The sequence below is a fragment of the Streptomyces sp. CA-142005 genome (assembly GCF_050942335.1).
GTDB lineage: Bacteria > Actinomycetota > Actinomycetes > Streptomycetales > Streptomycetaceae > Streptomyces.
Genome location: NZ_CP192078.1, coordinates 2,172,910 through 2,189,551 on the forward strand (window position 1 = coordinate 2,172,910; position 16,642 = coordinate 2,189,551).

Here is a 16,642-nt window from a genome sequence, read left to right on the forward strand (position 1 = left end):
GAGTGTGTCGGCCGACGCCGCCACCCCGCCCTCCGGATCGGTCAGCGACACTGCGCCCACGACCACGTGGAGCGCCGGTCCCTTCGCCGTCCCGAACGTCTCCGGCACTACCGGGACGGTGAGCTGCGGGAATGCGCAACCCTGCGACGACTACACCCTGAAGGTGTCAGTGCCCGTGGGCTACGACGCCGGTCACAGCCTGCGCGTCGACGTCAAGTGGCCGGATCCGGCCGCCGACTTCGACCTGTACGTCCTCGACGCGGACGGCCGCGAGGTGGCCGCCTCCGCCTCTTCCAGCGACCCGGAGACCGTGCTGCTTCCGGCGGTGACGGCGTCGTACACCGTGCGCGTGGTGCCGTACGCCCCGCTCGGCGACAGCTTCACCGGCACCGCGAGCCTGGTCGCCGACCCGGCCGCTCCGCCGCCGAGTACGGCGACCCCGCCGACGTACGCGAACTCCTCGGCCCCCGGCAGCATCAAGGACGCGCACAACGCCGGCGAACCCTCCATCGGTGTCGACCGCGCGACCGGCGCCGCGATGTTCCAGGCGTACACCTCGACGCTCAAGGTCACCTACGACAGTGCCGGCGCCGCCACCTGGCAGGACAAGAGCGCCGACGCGGCCAACGGCTGTCCCCAGGGCAGCACCACCAGCCTCGACCCGATCCTGTTCACCGACCCGGCGACCCACCGCACCTTCGAGTCGCAGCTCGCCGGCAAGACCGCTCTGACCTGCTACACCGACGACGACGGCGAGACGTGGACGCCGACCGGCGGCTCGGGCATCGACTCCGGTGTGGATCACCAGACCATCGGCGGCGGCCCCTTCGCCACGGGCGAGCCGGGCCCCGTCACGGCATACCCCAACGCGGTCTACTACTGCTCCCAGGACATCGCCGACGCCTCCTGCGCGGTCAGCAGGGACGGCGGTCTGACGTACGGGCCCGCCGTTCCGATGTACTCGCTGCTGGACTGCGGCGGCCTGCACGGGCACGTGAAGGTCGCCCCGGACGGCACGGTGTACGTGCCCAACAAGGGCTGCGGCGGCAACCAGGCCGTGGCCGTCTCCGAGGACAACGGGCTCACGTGGACGGTCCGCAAGAACCCGTCCAGCACCCCCGGTGACTCCGACCCGAGCGTGGGAATCGGCGCCGGCGGCACTGTGTACATGGGCTACCAGAACAGCGACGGCACCGCGCGGATCGCCGTCAGCCACGACAAGGGCAGGACGTGGCTGTACGACCAGAACGTCGGCGCGTCCCTGGGCATCAAGAACATCGTCTTCCCCGCCGTGACCGCGGGCGACGACAACCGCGCCGCCTTCGCCTTCCTGGGCACCACCACCGGGGGCGACTACCAGGACACAGCCGGCTTCAAGGGCGTCTGGCACCTGTACGTGGCCACCACCTACGACGGTGGCCAGTCCTGGGTCACCGTCGACGCCACCCCCACCGACCCGGTGCAGAAGGGGTCCATCTGCACGGGCGGCACCACCTGCGGCCAGGACCGCAACCTCCTGGACTTCATCGACGTCACCCTCGACGCCCAGGGCCGCGTGCTCGCCGCCTACGCCGACGGCTGCACCGGCACCTGCGCCACCGGCGGAGCGCAGAACCACGACGCACTGGCCTCCATCGCCCGCCAGTCCTCCGCCAACACGCTGTACGGCGCGTACGACGCCGTGGTCGCCGTCAAGCACAAGAACTCCAAGGGAGGCCGCTAGGTGAAGCCGTTCACCCCGGCTGCCGTGCTGGTCGGCGCCTTCCTCGGTCTGGCGGCCGTCACCGGATGCTCGCCCGCGCCACGGAACGCCGGACCCGTGCGAGCGACGCCGTTCACGGCCGCCTCCGCGCCCGGCGGCTGCCCCACCGCCGCCTCACTGCCGCTTCCCAAGGACTTCCCGGCGGATCTGCCGGTGCCCGAGGGCGCGGTCGTGACCTCGGTGGAGCACCGCACCGGCGGCCGGCTGATCGTCGCCACGGTCGTACGGAGCGGCTTCGACGCCACCCTGGCCTTTCTGCACAAGCAGCTCCCCGAGGCCGGATACACCCTGAAGGACGGTGAGGTGGAGAAGGACGACGCCGAGTCGGACTTCTCCTCCGCGACCGTCCGGGGCCGCTGGACGCTGCGGAAGACGCCCGACTGCGAGGGAGGGGTTTACGTGACATACCTGACGTCGGCGGTCTCCTGAACTCGGCCCGGCCGAGACCTCTTCCCGGCCGGTGGCACCCCGAGTGGCCACCTTTCGCGGCAAGCGGCACCCCCGCGTGCGACCCGAAGGGTGGCCCCTCGGACCGGAAGACCGCTGGTGCCCAGGTGCACCGCGTGACCTGCCCCGGAAGCGGCGCTCGCGACAGGTTCGGTCCGGCTCGGTCAGGTCTGGAGACCCACTGGTGCCGGCGCGGCCTTTCGGACAGGCTGCGGCACATGGACTGGATGCCCCTGCTCTCCACACTGGCCGGTGCCGCCATCGGTATCGCGGCCACTCTGATCGCCGATCGCAACCGGTGGCGACGGGAAGAAGCCAGGCACGCGCTGGAGATACGGCGCGAGGTGTACACCGTGTTCGTTACCGCCCTCAAAGCCGCAGGTGAAGATATACGCGCCGTCGCCTTGGGCGATCACCTGTCCGCGTCGGCACGTGACGCGGCCGTGCGGGAGGCCGTCCGCGGCACGGGCATCTACACAGCAAGTGAACGCCTCTGGCTCGTGGGGCCGCCGCAGGTCGTGACGGCGGCCAACGAAGCGTTCCACGGTCTGCGCGCCCTGCGCGACGCCTACGCCCGAGGCGTGGCTGTCGGCTCCGACGAGGAAGCGCCCCTGATAGCGCGGCGGCGCGCGGCCATGGCGCAGATGCGTCACATCATGCGTGAGGACCTGGGTATCGGACCGCTTGGTATCGAGTGACCGTCACCCGTCCCCGTGTGAATTGCCGCTTCCCGCTGCCCTCTTCGGCCCTGGCCGGTCGGTCTTGCGGAGCTCCCTCTGCCTGGTGATGCTGACCTGTGCGCGATCAGAGTGAGCTTTCGGGTGGATGACCGGGGGTAGCGGGTGAGCACATCAAGGGATGACGACGCCCAAGGTCCGCTGGCGGAATTCGCCGCCTTGAGACAGGAGATCATTCAGCGGCAGGCCACTCAGCACAACGTCCTCGCGTTACAACTGACCATCTCCGGAGCGGTCTTCAGTTTCGGCCTCACCGGTACGTCCAGGAGCGGGTTCCTGCTGATCGTTCCGGTCAGCACGTACATGCTGTGCTCGCGCTTCGTCGAGGACCACGTCGGTATCGGACAGCTGGGCCGTTACATCCGCGAGCATCTGAGTCCACGTATACCGGGAGGTCTCGGCTGGGAATCCTGGGTCATCCAGAACCCCGCCAGGTTCGGCATACCAGGGTTGCTGTGGATCTATGCGTACTTCGTCACCTATCCGGGGGTGGCACTGCTCGCCCTCGGAGCGGCAGCTCCCGCAGCGTTCACGACGGACCATGGCCACCGGTCACTCGGTGTGACGTTCGGCCTGGTAGTCGTATGGCTGCTCGGTCTGACGGTGACGGCCCTGTGCTGCCTGTTGTTGTGGCGAACGGCCAAGTCCACCCAGGCCCCCGACCCGACCCACCGCATCCACCCACCGCAACCGCGCAGCGAGCCGGTGGACTGATGCCTGAGGACTGCGGAACTTCGGTTCGGGCTCGATCGGTTGTTCGTTCATGGGGTCGGGTCGGGGTGGTCTTCGTGCCCCGCACCACCGAATAACCCCGCACGCCTCTTGGCTCCGCGCCCGCCATGCCCAAAACTGTCCCGATGACCCAGCGCGCTGAGCTCGCGACCGTGATGGACCGGCTGGCCGTGGACGAGTTGATCACCGCGTACGCGGTGGCGGTGGACGACGGGGACTGGACCGCGTACCGGATGCTGTTCACGGCGGACGGCCGGGCCGACTACCGTTCGGCCGGCGGCATCGAGGGCGACGCGGGACAGGTCGCCGGATGGCTCGCGGAGAGCCTCGCGGTGTTCGCCATGCGCCAGCACCTGATCGTCAACCGCCAGGTCCGGTTCGGCTTCCTGGAGCACGACACCGGCGACACGGCCTCGGTACGGGCGGACTACCTCAACCCGATGCGCTTCACGACCAACGGCAGCCCGACGGCGCCGGACCTGGTGTGCGGTGGCCGCTACGGCTTCACCCTGCTGCGCACACCGGAGGGCTGGCGGCTGCGCGAGGTGGTCGTCGAGGAAAAGTGGCGACAGCTGCCGGCCAAGTCTGCACCGGCCCCCTAGGGGCCGCCGTCTCGGCATGCGGTTCCGCCGCGTGGGCGCGGCAGGCGCACACCGGCCCGCAGCCGCTCGACGACCGCCCGCACCGAGCTCTTCCGCGCACACCCGATGCCCCCTGTCCTAGATCGCTCCGGACGCGCACACTGGAGTGAGCGCAGGGTAGGGAGGGCCCACATGAGGACGATCGACCACTGGCTGACCTCCCCTTGGCGGCGCTCCGGCGTGGCCGCGGTCGCCGGTGCCCTCCCCGTGCTCGCCTTCCCCGCGCCGGCCCTGTGGTGGTTCGCCTACGTCGCCCTGGTCCCCTGGATCCTGCTGGCCCGCTCGGCGCCGACCGGACGCCGCGCGGCGTACGACGGCTGGAGCGGCGGCTTCGGCTTCCTGGTGGCGGTGCACCACTGGCTGCTGCCGAGCCTGCACGTGTTCATCTTCCTGATAGCCGTCCTGCTGGGCGCGCTCTGGGCGCCCTGGGGCTGGCTGGTGCGCCGGTTCCTGGGCGGGCGGCCGACGCCGGGGCGGGGTGCCGCCGCGGTGCTGGTGCTGCCGTCCGGCTGGCTGATGGTGGAGCTGGTGCGGTCCTGGCAGGGGCTCGGCGGGCCGTGGGGCATGCTGGGCGCCAGCCAGTGGCAGGTGTCGCCGGCGCTGCGCCTGGCCTCGGTCGGCGGAGTGTGGCTGTTGAGCTTTCTGGTGGTGGCCGTCAACGTGGCGGCGGCCGTGCTGATATCCGTGCGGGAGGCCCGCGTCCCGGCCGTGGCCTCGCTGGTCGCCACCGCCGCCGCGACCTCGGCCGCGTGGGTCTGGGCACCGCGTCCGGAGGTCGACGGGCAGGTGCGGATCGCCGTCGTACAGCCCGGAGTCGTGGACGGGCAGCACAGCGGCGGGCGGCGTTTCGCGCGGGAAGTGCAGCTGACCCGGACGCTCGCCGGGCAGCACCTCGACCTGGTCGTGTGGGGCGAGTCCAGCGTGGGGTACGACCTGGGCGACCGGCCCGACCTGGCCCGGCGGATCGCCGCGCTGTCCCGCGCGACCGGGGCGGACGTGCTGGTGAACGTGGACGCCCGCCGCTCGGACCGGGCCGGGATCTACAAGAGTTCGGTGCTGATCGGTCCGGACGGCCCGACCGGCGAGCGGTACGACAAGATGCGGCTCGTGCCCTTCGGCGAGTACATACCGGCCCGCTCGCTGCTCGGCTGGGCCACCTCGGTCGGCAAGGCGGCCGGCGAGGACCGCAGGCGCGGCACCGAGCAGGTCGTGATGAACGTCGGGCACGGACTGCGGATCGGCCCGCTGATCTGCTTCGAGACCGCGTTCCCCGACATGAGCCGGCATCTGGCGGAGGACGGCGCCGACGTCCTGCTCGGCCAGTCCGCCACGTCCACCTTCCAGGACAGCTGGGCGCCCGAGCAGCATGCCTCGCTGGCGGCGCTCAGGGCCGCCGAGACCGGCCGCCCGATGGTGCACGCCACCCTCACCGGCGTCTCGGCCGTGTACGGTCCGGACGGGCAGCGGCTCGGTCCGTGGCTCGGCACCGACGCGAGCGGCGCGCACGTGTACGAGGTACCGCTCGCGCACGGCATCACGCCGTACGTCCGCTACGGCGACTGGCCGGTGCACGGCGCGCTGCTGGTGCTGGCGGCGCTGTGCGTCACCGAGAGCCTGCGGGCGCTCAGGCTGCGGCGGAACGGTCCACAACCGCTCGTACCACACGCTCGCACAGCTCGTGAGTCGCCAGCGCGTCCCGGGCGCTGAGCACCTTCCCGGCGCGCACGGCGTCGAGGAAGGCGAGGACCGCCTGCTCGATGCCGCGCTGCCGGGCCACCGGCACCCAGTCGCCGCGGCGGCGCACGGTCGGCTGGCCCTTGTGGTCGATCACCTCGGCGAGGTTGACCACCTGGCGCTTGGTGTCCTGTCCGGAGACCTCCAGGATCTCCTCCGCGGAGCCGCTGAGCCGGTTCATCACGCCGAGCGCGGTGAAGCCGTCCCCGGCGAGCTGGAGCACGACATGCTGCAGCAGCCCGCCTTCGACGCGGGCCCGCACGGTGACGTCGTCGATCGTTCCCGGCACCAGGAAGCGCAGGGTGTCGACGACGTGGATGAAGTCGTCCAGGATCATCGTGCGCGGTTCCTCGGGCAGCCCGATGCGGTTCTTCTGCATGAGGATCAGCTCGCGCGGGTGCTCCAGGCACTGCGCGTACCCGGGCGCGTACCGGCGGTTGAAGCCCACGAACAGGCAGACCCCGCGCTCCTCGGCGAGCCGCACCAGCCGCTCGGAGTCGGCGAGTTCGTAGGCGAGCGGCTTGTCCACGAACGTCGGTACACCCGCCTGGAGCAGCCGGGTGACGATCTCGGGGTGGACGGCGGTCGGCGCGTGCACGAAGGCCGCGTCGAGACCGGCGCCGAGCAGCGAGTCGAGCGTGGCGTGGCGCCGGCCGGCCGGCAAGTGCAGGCTGTCCGCGACCCGGTCGAGGGTGGCAGGCGTCCTGGTCTGCAGGTGGAGCTCGACCCCCGGCCGCATGGCCAGCACCGGCAGGTATGCCTTCTGCGCGATGTCCCCGAGTCCGATGCAGCCGACCTTCACGTGCTCTCCCCTACCGCTTGGTTGCCTCTCCGGCAGCATACGGCGGCCGCCAGTCGGCGATGTTGTCGAAGCCGCGCATGAGGAGCGCGGGTGCGGCCTTGGACAGGGCCGCGATCACGGTGTCGCGTACGGCGGCGGCGACGGGGTTGCCGGCCATGTTCACGCGGGCGGCCTTGACGGCCCGGCGGGCGATCGCGGTGGTGCGCGGGAGCCGGGCGGCGGTGTAGGCGGCCAGGTCGTCGCGGTGGTGCGCGAGCACGCCGGCGTCCTCGATGGCCTGGTTGCCGCCCTGGCCGAGGGTCGGCGGCATGGCGTGGGCGGCGTCGCCGAGCAGGGCCACGCGGCCCAGGTGGTAGGCGGGCAGGGGCGTGGCGATGTGGTGGACGTCGTGCCGGAGCACGTCCTCGGGGCGGGCGGCGGCGAGCACGGCGGGAACGGGATCGTGCCAGTCGCCGAACAGGCGCAGGAGTTCGGCCTTCTCGTCGTCGGGGGCCTGCCCGCCGGCCGGGGTCATGGCCGCCGCGTAGGCGTAGACGCGGCCGTCCTTGACCGGTTGGGTGCCCCAGATGCGGCCCCGGCCCCAGGTCTCGTGCGGGGCGAACCGCACGCCGGGAACCGGGATCAGCACCCGCCAGGTGGTGAACCCCGCGTACTGCGGGCCGGGATGCTCCGGGAACAGGGCGTGGCGGACACGGGAGTCGATGCCGTCGGCGCCGACCACCAGCTCGGCCTCCAGCTCGTCGTCGCCGACGCCCACCCGGGCGGGCCGCCGGCCGTCGCCGGGGTCGGCGAGGTGCGCGGTGGCCGCGGTGCGGACGGCACCGGGCGGCAGCAGGCCCGCGAGGCGGTCGACCAGGGTGGCGCGGGGCAGCAGGACCAGCGGGCCGCCGAAGCGGGCGGCGGTCGCCTCGGCACTGGACCGGGACAGCCACCGCCCGCTCGGGGTGCGCAGCCCGCCGTCCCCCTGCCAGGCGGCCAGGTCGCGGATCTCCTCGCCGATGCCGAGCACGTCCAGGGCGCGCAGGGCGTTCGGGGCGAGCGAGATGGCCGCGCCGACCGGTTCCAGGGAGCGGGCCCGCTCCAGCACGGTCACGTCCCGGCCCGTGCGGTGCAGGGCCGCCGCCGCGGCCAGGCCTCCGATGCCGCCGCCGATGACGATCGCGCGCGCCGACTGAACCATGGCTCCTCCCGAGTTCCCCGAAGACTACACCTGTAGTGAGTGCAACTCTACTACAGCTGTAGTGAGACAGATAGGGTCACCCCATGTCCGTACGCACCCCCGGCGCCCCCCGTGCCGATCTCGTCGCCGACGCCGCCCTCGCCCTGCTCGCCGAGCGCGGGATGCGCGGGCTGACGCACCGGGCGGTGGACGAGGCGGCGGGGCTGCCGCTGGGCTCGACGTCGAACGTGGCGCGCACCCGGCAGGCACTGCTGGAACTGGCGGTACGCCGGCACGCCGAGCGCGAGGCCCGGGTGCTGGACCTGGCCGAGATGCCGGATCCCGCCGGCGGACCCCAAGCGCTGGCCGACGGGCTGGCCCTGGCCGTGCACCGCTCCCTGACCCGGGGCCGCGATCTGCTGATCGCCCGCTACGAACTCGCCCTGGAGGCCACCCGCCGCCCCGAGCTGCGCGCCTTCTACGACCGGACCGGTGCCGTCTTCAAGGAGCAGCTGGCCGCGATGCTCACCGCCGTGGGCTCACCCGACCCGGCCCGGCATGTGCTGTCCCTGGTGGCCTGGACGGACGGCCTGATGTTCTCCTGCGCGGCGGGGTCGTTCAGCGCGGAGGAACCGGGTCTGGAGGAGATCCGCGAGGGTCTGCGGGAGCTGCTCGCCGGGATGCTGGCCCGGTGAAAACCCCTGGTGGGTGCGCCTGTTCTTCGACGAGGATACGACCATGACGACCGAACGCCGAGAGCCCGCCCTGAACGCCGGTGAACGCGCCATGCTGGAGGGCTGGCTGGACTACCACCGCCGGACGCTGGCCTGGAAGTGCGAGGGCCTGACCGACGAGCAGCTGCGGACCGCGTCCGTGCCGCCCTCCGAGCTGTCCCTCATGGGCCTGGTACGGCACATGGCGGAGGTGGAACGGGGCTGGTTCCGCAAGGTCCTGGTGGGCGACGACCCCGGCCCGGTCTACTGCACGGAGGAGGACCGGGACGGCGACTTCCATCTCACCGAGGCCGACACCTGGCAGGAGGCGTACGCGACCTGGCAGGCGGAGATCGGGATCGCCCGGCGGAACGCGGCCGGCTTCGAGCTCGACGATCTGTCCAAGGGCAAGAGCAGGTTCAGCGACGAGCCGTTCAACCTGCGCTGGATCTACACCCACATGATCGAGGAGTACGCCCGGCACAACGGCCACGCCGACCTGATCCGCGAGCGGATCGACGGCGCCACCGGCGACTGACGTCAGCCCCGGCACGCCGAAACCCTCCGTACGGGGCACGAGATCACCCGTGCGGGGGTATCGACCTCGGCTCTCTGGTGCCAACCCGGGCGCGGACCAGCAGAGTTGCGCGGGTGCATCGAACGACGACCACCGCAGCGCTCCTGGTCACCGTGGCCGTCTCGGCCCTCTCCGGCTGTGTGACGGTACAGCACCCCGCGCCACCCGCGCCGCCGAGGGACACGGCACCCTCCCTCCCGACGGCACCCCGGCCGGACGGCAGCGCAAAGCCCCGGGCCGTACAGGCGCCGGCCCAGGAGGCACTGGAGATGACGGGCCCGTCGCGGCATCCGAAGCACGCCACACCGGCCACGCCGCAGCACACGGTGGGGGCTCCCCCGGTCGTGCGCCGCCCCCCGGCCGCCCCGCCCGCTCCCCCGCGTCCCCGCGAGCACCCCCGGCGGCCGCAGAGCCCCGTCCCCGACCTGCCGAACGCGGTTCCCAAGGCCCCGAACGTGTGCGCCCTGGGCAGGCGGTACGGCGGCTGGCGGGCCGACAGCCCGGAGGCGGCGATCTGCGAGCGGACCTACGGCCACTGAAGGCGCCCCGAAGGGGGCGCAGCGCACCCCGGTGGCCGCTAGTCGCCCAGCCGGAGCTCCAGCCGCCCGATGGCCGCCCACACCCCGTCGCCGTACCCGTCGTCGGCCAGAGCGGCGGCGGCATCGCGCGCCCGGCGCAAATGGCCGCGGGCGGCCTCGTCCCGGCCCAGCTTCACATAGTCGGCGGCGAGATTGAGATGGAGCGAGGGAATCAGCCCCAGCGCGCTCGGCGGGGCGCCCCGCTCCTCCGCCGCGGACAACGCCCTGAGGTCCCAGGCGAGTTCGTCCTCCGGGTCGTCCTGGGTGTCGGCGAGGTAGTGGGCCAGGGTGCAGCGGTGCAGCGGGTCGCCGTCCTCGCCGATCTCCGCCCACAGGTTCAGGAAGCGGCTGCGGGCCTCCTCGCGGTCCCCTCCGTGATGCAGCATCACGACCTGCCCGATCCGCGTCAGCAGGGCATCCGGTGCCGCCTGCTCCTGTTGCTCCGCCACGGTTGCCCTCCGGGCTTTCGACCGTTGTTTGGTGCTGACGCTAAACGGCGCCGCGAGGATTCTCGGTCAGGCGGCGCCGTGGCACCTTCGGCCGGTGGGCCACTGCGGGACCGTCGTGGCTGGTCGCGCCCACGCGGCGGAGCCGCATATCGACAAAGCCCCGCGCCCCTTTGAGGCGCCCTCCCGGCCCTGCGGCATCAGCCCAGGTTCGGGATCCGCCAGTCGATCGGCTCATGCCCCTGCGCGGCGATCGCCTCGTTGATCCGGGTGAACGGGCGGGAGCCGAAGAACTTCTTCGCGGACAGCGGCGAGGGGTGCGCGCCCTTGACCACCACGTGCCGCTCCTCGTCGATCAGCGGCAGCTTCTTCTGCGCGTAGTTGCCCCACAGGACGAAGACCGCCGGGTCCGGGCGGGAGGCCACGGCGCGGATCACCGCGTCGGTGAACTTCTCCCAGCCCTTGCCCTTGTGCGAGTTGGCCTCGCCGGCGCGGACGGTGAGGACCGCGTTGAGCAGCAGCACGCCCTGCCGGGCCCACGGCATCAGGTAGCCGTTGTCCGGAATCGGCAGGCCCAGCTCCTCCTGCATCTCCTTGTAGATGTTCCGCAGGGAGGGCGGGGTCTTCACGCCGGGGCGGACCGAGAAGCACAGGCCGTGGCCCTGGCCCTCGCCGTGATACGGGTCCTGGCCCAGGACGAGGACCTTCACCTGCTCGTACGGCGTCGCGTCCAGCGCGGCGAAGACCTCCTCGCGCGGCGGGTAGACGGGACCCCTCGCCCGCTCCTCCTCGACGAACTCGGTCAGCTCCTTGAAGTAGGGCTGCTGCAGCTCGTCGCCCAGAACCCCGCGCCAGGACTCGGGCAGCATGGCGATGTCGGTCACGTCAACGTCCTCATGGTCGATCGACTACGTCGTGCGGTCACTTGCAGGATTCAGAACCTACAGGCGACCACTGACAACCGGCACGCCAAGGCCGGTTCAGCGACGCTCACCAGCTGGTCTTGCGGTGCAGCGCCCACATCATCATGATCGTCGACGGGTCGAGGGCCTGCTCGCCGCCGGAGATGTCCTCGCTGGCGGCGATGAACTGCCGACCCTGCCAGAGCGGGATCAGCCGGGCGTCGTTGACGAAGACCTGCTGGGCCTCCTCCATGTCCTTGACCGTCTGGGCACGGTCGCTCTCGGCGCGCGAGTGGGGCAGCAGTTTGTCGGTGATCTCCTTGGACGGGTAGGGCGTGCCGAGCGCGTTGTGCTCGCCGACGAACGGGGCGATGAAGTTGTCCGCGTCGGGGAAGTCCGGGAACCAGCCGCGCCCGAACACCGGGTACTCGCCCTTCTGGTACCCGACCACGTAGGTCTTCCACGGGCGGCTCTTGAGCGTGATCGTGAACAGCCCGGAGGCCTCCAGCTGCCGCTTCAGCTCCTGGAACATCAGCGCCGTCTCGGAGCCGTAGCGGTCGGTGGTGTACCAGAGGGTGAGCGGGACGCGCTGGTGGATGCCCGCGTCGGAGAGGATCTTGCGGGCCTTGGGGACGCTCGGGTCGCCGTAGTCGTCGAAGAAGCCGGTGGTGTGTCCGGTCAGGCCCCTGGGGACCATCGAGTACAGCGGGTCGACCGTGTCCTTGTAGATCTTGTGCGCGATGGCGCCGCGGTCGACGATCTGGGCGACGGCCTTGCGGACGGCCGGCTGCTTGGCCCAGGGGTCCTTGGGGTTGAACACCAGGTAGCTGATGTCGATGCCGGCGCCGTCGACCAGCTGCAGGTTGCTGTTGCCGTGCTGCTGGAGGGTGAGGATGTCGTCGGCGGCGAGGCCGCGGTAGGTGACGTCGATCTGCTTGTCCCGCAGTGCCTTGACCATCTGGGCCGAGTCCTGGAAGTAGCGGATGGTCACCGCGTCGTTCTGCCGCTTGGCGAAGCCCTGGTAGTTGCCGTTGGCGACGAGGACGGCCTCCTTGCCCTCCTCGTAGGACTGGACCTTGTACGGCCCGGAGCCGTAGACGTTGTCGTCCTTGCGCAGGGAGCGCGCGGGGTAGTCGTCCGGGTCGACGATCGACATGGCCGGCGTGGCCAGCACGAACGGGAAGGTGGCGTCCGGCTGGTTGAGGTGGAAGACGACCTCGCGGTCGCCGAGCGCCTGCACCCGGTCCAGGCTGCCGAGCAGACCTGCGGGTCCGCCGGGGGCGTTGATCGTGCGGATGCGGTCGATGGAGTGCTTGACGGCCCGGGCGTTCAGCGGGTCGCCGTCGGCGAACTTCATGCCGGCGCGCAGCGTGCAGCGGAAGGTGCGGCTGGACGAGTCGGTGAAGGAGCAGTTCTCGGCGGCGTCGGGCTGGGGGGCGGCGGCACCGCTGGGGAAGGCCAGCAGCGTCTGGAAGATGTTGCGGTACAGCTCCCAGGAGCCGTCCCAGGCGCCGGCGGGGTCCAGCGTGCTGGGGGCACTGGTGGTACCGACGACGATGGGGCCCTTGCTGTCGCCGTCACCGTCGGACAGCAGACTGCAGCCGGCCACCAGGGATATGGACGCGATCGCCGCGACTCTCCGCAGGAATCGGTTCCGGTTGAACACGCGCACGCTCCTCGATCTGCCATACCAAGGGTCGGCAGACCATACCGCAGCGTTCGCGCCCCTGAACCTCCCCGGAAACAGGCCTTCTTGATCGATTTCGCGATGACGACGTTGTCAGTCCGATGAGCGGATTCAACGGGGCTTCCGGGCGCCGATCCGTCCGAAAATCGGCGCCCGGAAGATGGCTCAGCCCACGCCGGCGTTCAGGAAGATGCCGCCGTCCACGACGAGCGTCTGACCGGTGATCCAGTCGGACTGCTCGGAGGTGAGGAAGGCGGCGGCCCCGCCGATGTCGGAGGGCACGCCGAGCCGGCCGAGGGGGTAGGCGGCGGCCGCCTCCTCCTCGCGGTTCTCGTACAGCGCCTGCGCGAACTTCGTCTTGACCACGGCCGGGGCGATCGCGTTGACCCGCACCCTCGGCGCGAACTCGTGCGCCAGCTGCTGGGTCAGGTTGATCATCGCGGCCTTGCTGACGCCGTAGGCGCCGATGAACGGCGAAGGCGCGAGGCCCGCGATCGAGGCGATGTTGACGATCGCGCCGCCGTTGTCCTTCTGCCAGGCGTGCCAGGTCTTCTGGGCGAAGCCGAGCGCGGAGATCACATTGGTCTCGAAGACCTTGCGGGCCACGTCCAGGTCGAGGTCGGCGATCGGGCCGAAGACCGGGTTGGTGCCCGCGTTGTTGACCAGGAAGTCGAGGCGGCCGAAGGCCTCCATGGTGCGCTCGACGGCCTCGGTCTGGTGGTCCAGGTCGTGCGCCTTGCCGGCGACACCGATGACCCGGTCCGCGCCGAGCTTCTCGACGGCCTCCTTCAGCGCGTCCTCGTTGCGGCCGGTGATGCACACGCGGTCGCCACGGGCGACGAGCGCCTCGGCGACGCCGTAGCCGATGCCGCGGCTGGCGCCCGTGACCAGGGCGACCTTGCCCGAGAGCTCGGGGAGTTCAGCGGAAGTCATGTACCCGTATCCCTTAGTTGAGCGGTCCGCCGGCGACGTACAGCACCTGGCCGGAGACGAAGCCGGCGGCCTCGCCGGTGAAGAAGGCGATGGCGTTGGCGATGTCCTCGGGCTCGCCGACGCGCTGCACCGGGATCTGGGTGGCGGCGGCCTTCTTGAAGTCCTCGAAGCCCATGCCGACCCGGTCGGCGGTGGCCTTGGTCATCTCGGTGGCGATGAAGCCCGGCGCGACGGCGTTGGCGGTGATGCCGAACTTGCCCAGCTCGATGGCGAGGGTCTTGGTGAAGCCCTGCAGGCCCGCCTTGGCGGCGGAGTAGTTGACCTGGCCGCGGTTGCCCAGCGCCGAGGAGGAGGAGAGGTTGACGATCCGGCCGAAGCCCGCGTCGACCATGTGCTTCTGCACGGCCTTGGTCATCAGGAACGAGCCGCGCAGGTGCACGTTCATGACGGTGTCCCAGTCGGAGACGCTCATCTTGAACAGCAGGTTGTCGCGCAGCACGCCCGCGTTGTTGACCAGGATCGTCGGGGCGCCCAGCTCCTCGACGATCCGGGCGACGGCCGCCTCGACCTGCGCCTCGTCGGACACGTCGGCGCCGACCGCGATCGCCTTGCCGCCGGCGGCGGTGATCTTCTCGACGGTGTCCTTGCAGGCGGCCTCGTCGAGGTCGATCACGGCGACCGCACGGCCCTCGGCGGCCAGTCGTACGGCGGTGGCGGCGCCGATGCCGCGCGCCGCGCCGGTGACTACCGCGACCCGCTGTTCAGTGGTGGACATTGCTGCTTCTCCTCGCCCTTGAGAGAACCTGTCGGGGCCCTGGGAAGGAGCCCCTGGTGCGGTGAGCGACCGCTTAGTACCTTCAGTGCATGTGACGCTAGAAGCCCTGGCACCCGGTGTCAACGGCACACCGGGTGCGTGTGATCCATTACCTCACCAAGAGGTCGAGCAACCGCTCCGTCTCGGCCGCCGGGTCGGTGGTCAGGCCGGTGTGCACGGGACCCGGCTGGACCACCGTGGAGCGAGGCGCGATCAGCCAGCGGAAGCGGCGCCCGGCGTCGTCCGCGGCGGCCTGGCCGGCCTGAGCACCGCCCGCGCAGTGGCGCTCGACCGCACCCAGCGCCGCCCGGATGCCGGCCACGTCCGCTTCCGGGTCCAGGGCGAGCAGCCGGGCCTCGTCCAGGTGGGTGCGGGCGCCGACGTAGGCCCGCGCACGGCTGTAGACGACGACGCCCGCGTTGATGCACTCGCCGCGCTCCACGCGCGGTACGACCTTGAGCAGCGCGTACTCGAACACGTCCCGGTCGCCGCCCTGGCCCGCCCGGGTGATGTGCCGCTCGGTGACATGGCCGGCCATGTGGATGTGGGTCTCGCTCACTTGGTCCCCTCGATGCCGGTGATGCGCTCGGCGATGACGGCCGCGCGTGCGAACAGCGGCCCGGCGTAGGCCCGGCGCAGGTCGTCCGGGGTGTCGAAGCCGGGCTCGTCGGTGAGCCAGGCGTCCGGGATCTCGGCGGTGACCTCGGCGAGCAGGTCCTCGGTGACCCGGTGTGCCAGGTCGGCCGCCGCGGCGGCGACGTCCGGGGCGAAGCGGGCGAGGGCGTGGTCGGAGGCGTCGTAGGGGCGGGCCGCGGAGGCCTCGGCGGAGGGCCAGTTGTGGTGCCAGATCATCGTCGCGCCATGGTCGATGAGCCACAGCTCGCCGCGGTGCACCAGGAGATTCGGGTTGCGCCAGGACCGGTCCACGTTGTTGACCAGCGCGTCGAACCAGACGATCCGGCCGGCCTCCTCTGGGCTCACCGGGAAGGCGAGCGGGTCGTAGCCGAGGGCGCCGGAGAGGAAGTCCATGCCGAGGTTGGTGCCGCCGCTGGACCTGAGCAGGTCCTGCACCTGCTGTTCGGGCTCGCCGAGGCCGAGGACCGGGTCCAGCCGGACGGTGACCAGCCGGGGCATGCGGAATCCGAGGCGGCGGGCGAGTTCGCCGCACACCACCTCGGCGACCAGTGTCTTGCGGCCCTGTCCGGCGCCGGTGAACTTCAGGACGTAGGTCCCGAAGTCGTCGGCCTCGACGAGCCCCGGCAGCGAGCCCCCCTCACGCAGGGGCGTGACGTAGCGGGTCGCGGTGACTTCCTTGAGCATCGCCCCAGGTTACTGGTGGCGGCCGACAGCAAACCCACAGCTGTGGCTTACGGCCGTCTCATGCCCGGACGGCAAGGATCTGGCTGCCCGTCTGAACGGGTGGCGCCCGGGCGCCGTACCCCTGGACGGACCACGACAAGCTCCGCGGAAGGGAACCCACATGACCAGCGCATCGCCCCAGCCCCATGCCGGACCGGCCCGCCGCACCGTCGTGGCGGCCGCCGGAGCGGCGGGGCTCGCCGCCGCGCTGACCGCCTGCGGTTCGGGCGACAACTCGTCGGACACCGTCAACACCGGATCCGGTTCCTCCGGCTCGACAGGGACCACCGGCTCCACGGGAGCGTCGCAGAACAGCGGCGGCTCCGCCGGGGGCACCGCGCTCGCCAAGACCTCCGACATCCCCGAGGGCGGCGGGAAGGTCTTCAAGGACCAGGGCGTGGTGGTCACACAGCCGGCGGCGGGCACGTTCAAGGCGTTCTCGTCCAAGTGCACCCATCAGGGGTGCGCGGTCGGCAGTGTGGCGAACGGCGTGATCGTCTGTCCGTGCCACAACAGCCACTTCTCCGCCGAGGACGGCAGCGTGAAGAAGGGCCCCGCGACGCAGCCACTGCCAGCGGCGAAGATCACTGTCTCCGGCGAGGACATCAAGCTGGCCTGA

At 71.3% G+C, this 16,642-nt stretch carries 19 protein-coding genes; 10 read left to right on the forward strand and 9 right to left on the reverse strand.

The window, feature by feature from the left end; genetic code table 11:
- Window positions 1–4 precede the first annotated feature (4 nt).
- The 6 genes from ACQPXS_RS10405 to lnt all read left to right on the forward strand — a co-directional run bounded on the left by ACQPXS_RS10405 (window position 5) and on the right by lnt (window position 6,026).
- Window positions 5–1,723: a hypothetical protein gene (locus tag ACQPXS_RS10405; RefSeq protein ID WP_433449010.1), complete on the forward strand. Its 1,719-nt coding sequence runs from the start codon at window positions 5–7 to the stop codon at window positions 1,721–1,723.
- Entirely contained in the window at window positions 1,724–2,191 is a 468-nt protein-coding gene (locus tag ACQPXS_RS10410) for a hypothetical protein (protein WP_433449011.1), read from the forward strand.
- Window positions 2,192–2,427: 236 nt separating this feature from the next.
- Window positions 2,428–2,907, forward strand: a complete 480-nt coding sequence (locus ACQPXS_RS10415; protein ID WP_433449012.1) for a hypothetical protein — start codon at window positions 2,428–2,430, stop codon at window positions 2,905–2,907.
- 198 nt (window positions 2,908–3,105) lie between these two features.
- Window positions 3,106–3,660: a hypothetical protein gene (locus ACQPXS_RS10420; protein WP_356305384.1), complete on the forward strand. Its 555-nt coding sequence runs from the start codon at window positions 3,106–3,108 to the stop codon at window positions 3,658–3,660.
- 143 nt (window positions 3,661–3,803) lie between these two features.
- Window positions 3,804–4,280, forward strand: coding sequence for a nuclear transport factor 2 family protein (locus tag ACQPXS_RS10425; protein WP_433449013.1), 477 nt, complete (start codon window positions 3,804–3,806; stop codon window positions 4,278–4,280).
- A gap of 171 nt (window positions 4,281–4,451) precedes the next feature.
- The gene (lnt, locus tag ACQPXS_RS10430; protein ID WP_433449014.1) at window positions 4,452–6,026 is read left to right on the forward strand and encodes an apolipoprotein N-acyltransferase; all 1,575 of its coding nucleotides are present in this window, start codon (window positions 4,452–4,454) and stop codon (window positions 6,024–6,026) included.
- Here lnt and ACQPXS_RS10435 read toward each other — a convergent pair.
- Window positions 5,944–6,855: a Gfo/Idh/MocA family protein gene (locus ACQPXS_RS10435; RefSeq protein ID WP_433449015.1), complete on the reverse strand. Its 912-nt coding sequence runs from the start codon at window positions 6,853–6,855 to the stop codon at window positions 5,944–5,946. The genes lnt and ACQPXS_RS10435 overlap by 83 nt on opposite strands.
- Before the next feature lie 10 nt (window positions 6,856–6,865).
- Window positions 6,866–8,035: an FAD-dependent monooxygenase gene (locus ACQPXS_RS10440; protein ID WP_433449016.1), complete on the reverse strand. Its 1,170-nt coding sequence runs from the start codon at window positions 8,033–8,035 to the stop codon at window positions 6,866–6,868.
- 83 nt (window positions 8,036–8,118) lie between these two features.
- Here ACQPXS_RS10440 and ACQPXS_RS10445 point away from each other — a divergent pair, with 83 nt between their 5' ends.
- The 3 genes from ACQPXS_RS10445 (at window position 8,119) to ACQPXS_RS10455 (ending at window position 9,843) form a co-directional block, all read left to right on the forward strand.
- On the forward strand, window positions 8,119–8,709 hold the full coding sequence (locus ACQPXS_RS10445; RefSeq protein ID WP_351807975.1) for a TetR/AcrR family transcriptional regulator: 591 nt from the start codon (window positions 8,119–8,121) through the stop codon (window positions 8,707–8,709).
- Between the two features lie 43 nt (window positions 8,710–8,752).
- Complete coding sequence (locus ACQPXS_RS10450; protein WP_433449017.1) at window positions 8,753–9,265, forward strand: DinB family protein; 513 nt, start codon at window positions 8,753–8,755, stop codon at window positions 9,263–9,265.
- Window positions 9,266–9,378: 113 nt separating this feature from the next.
- Window positions 9,379–9,843 carry a hypothetical protein gene (locus tag ACQPXS_RS10455; RefSeq protein WP_433449018.1) on the forward strand — a complete coding sequence of 155 codons (465 nt, stop codon included), beginning with the start codon at window positions 9,379–9,381 and terminating at the stop codon, window positions 9,841–9,843.
- A 38-nt stretch (window positions 9,844–9,881) separates the two neighbouring features.
- Here the strand turns inward: ACQPXS_RS10455 and ACQPXS_RS10460 are convergent, their stop codons facing one another.
- The 7 genes from ACQPXS_RS10460 to ACQPXS_RS10490 form a co-directional block, all read right to left on the reverse strand.
- Window positions 9,882–10,331 (reverse strand): hypothetical protein, encoded by a 450-nt coding sequence (locus tag ACQPXS_RS10460; protein WP_351807978.1) that lies wholly within the window; start codon window positions 10,329–10,331, stop codon window positions 9,882–9,884.
- A 197-nt stretch (window positions 10,332–10,528) separates the two neighbouring features.
- Window positions 10,529–11,212 (reverse strand): uracil-DNA glycosylase, encoded by a 684-nt coding sequence (locus tag ACQPXS_RS10465; protein ID WP_390683102.1) that lies wholly within the window; start codon window positions 11,210–11,212, stop codon window positions 10,529–10,531.
- A gap of 106 nt (window positions 11,213–11,318) precedes the next feature.
- Window positions 11,319–12,896: an ABC transporter substrate-binding protein gene (locus ACQPXS_RS10470; protein ID WP_433449019.1), complete on the reverse strand. Its 1,578-nt coding sequence runs from the start codon at window positions 12,894–12,896 to the stop codon at window positions 11,319–11,321.
- 186 nt (window positions 12,897–13,082) lie between these two features.
- Window positions 13,083–13,850, reverse strand: coding sequence for an SDR family oxidoreductase (locus ACQPXS_RS10475; protein ID WP_351807981.1), 768 nt, complete (start codon window positions 13,848–13,850; stop codon window positions 13,083–13,085).
- A 13-nt stretch (window positions 13,851–13,863) separates the two neighbouring features.
- Window positions 13,864–14,625 (reverse strand): 3-oxoacyl-ACP reductase FabG, encoded by a 762-nt coding sequence (fabG, locus tag ACQPXS_RS10480; protein WP_356305361.1) that lies wholly within the window; start codon window positions 14,623–14,625, stop codon window positions 13,864–13,866.
- Between the two features lie 148 nt (window positions 14,626–14,773).
- Window positions 14,774–15,223 (reverse strand): DUF3037 domain-containing protein, encoded by a 450-nt coding sequence (locus ACQPXS_RS10485; RefSeq protein WP_351807983.1) that lies wholly within the window; start codon window positions 15,221–15,223, stop codon window positions 14,774–14,776.
- Complete coding sequence (locus tag ACQPXS_RS10490) at window positions 15,220–15,984, reverse strand: HipA family kinase (protein WP_356305359.1); 765 nt, start codon at window positions 15,982–15,984, stop codon at window positions 15,220–15,222. Before ACQPXS_RS10490 ends, ACQPXS_RS10485 begins: the two co-directional genes overlap by 4 nt.
- Window positions 15,985–16,144: 160 nt before the next feature.
- Here ACQPXS_RS10490 and ACQPXS_RS10495 point away from each other — a divergent pair, with 160 nt between their 5' ends.
- Window positions 16,145–16,642, forward strand: coding sequence for a Rieske (2Fe-2S) protein (locus ACQPXS_RS10495; protein WP_356305357.1), 498 nt, complete (start codon window positions 16,145–16,147; stop codon window positions 16,640–16,642).

Bases quoted from the DNA above. Each gene is read 5' to 3' on its own strand.
- ACQPXS_RS10415 (WP_433449012.1), top strand. From the start codon at position 2,428: ATGGACTGGATGCCCCTGCTCTCCACACTGGCCGGTGCCGCCATCGGT.
- ACQPXS_RS10475 (WP_351807981.1), bottom strand. From the start codon at position 13,850: ATGACTTCCGCTGAACTCCCCGAGCTCTCGGGCAAGGTCGCCCTGGTC.
- ACQPXS_RS10440 (WP_433449016.1), bottom strand. From the start codon at position 8,035: ATGGTTCAGTCGGCGCGCGCGATCGTCATCGGCGGCGGCATCGGAGGC.
- lnt (WP_433449014.1), top strand. From the start codon at position 4,452: ATGAGGACGATCGACCACTGGCTGACCTCCCCTTGGCGGCGCTCCGGC.
- ACQPXS_RS10490 (WP_356305359.1), bottom strand. From the start codon at position 15,984: ATGCTCAAGGAAGTCACCGCGACCCGCTACGTCACGCCCCTGCGTGAG.
- ACQPXS_RS10450 (WP_433449017.1), top strand. From the start codon at position 8,753: ATGACGACCGAACGCCGAGAGCCCGCCCTGAACGCCGGTGAACGCGCC.
- ACQPXS_RS10495 (WP_356305357.1), top strand. From the start codon at position 16,145: ATGACCAGCGCATCGCCCCAGCCCCATGCCGGACCGGCCCGCCGCACC.
- ACQPXS_RS10425 (WP_433449013.1), top strand. From the start codon at position 3,804: ATGACCCAGCGCGCTGAGCTCGCGACCGTGATGGACCGGCTGGCCGTG.
- ACQPXS_RS10445 (WP_351807975.1), top strand. From the start codon at position 8,119: ATGTCCGTACGCACCCCCGGCGCCCCCCGTGCCGATCTCGTCGCCGAC.
- fabG (WP_356305361.1), bottom strand. From the start codon at position 14,625: ATGTCCACCACTGAACAGCGGGTCGCGGTAGTCACCGGCGCGGCGCGC.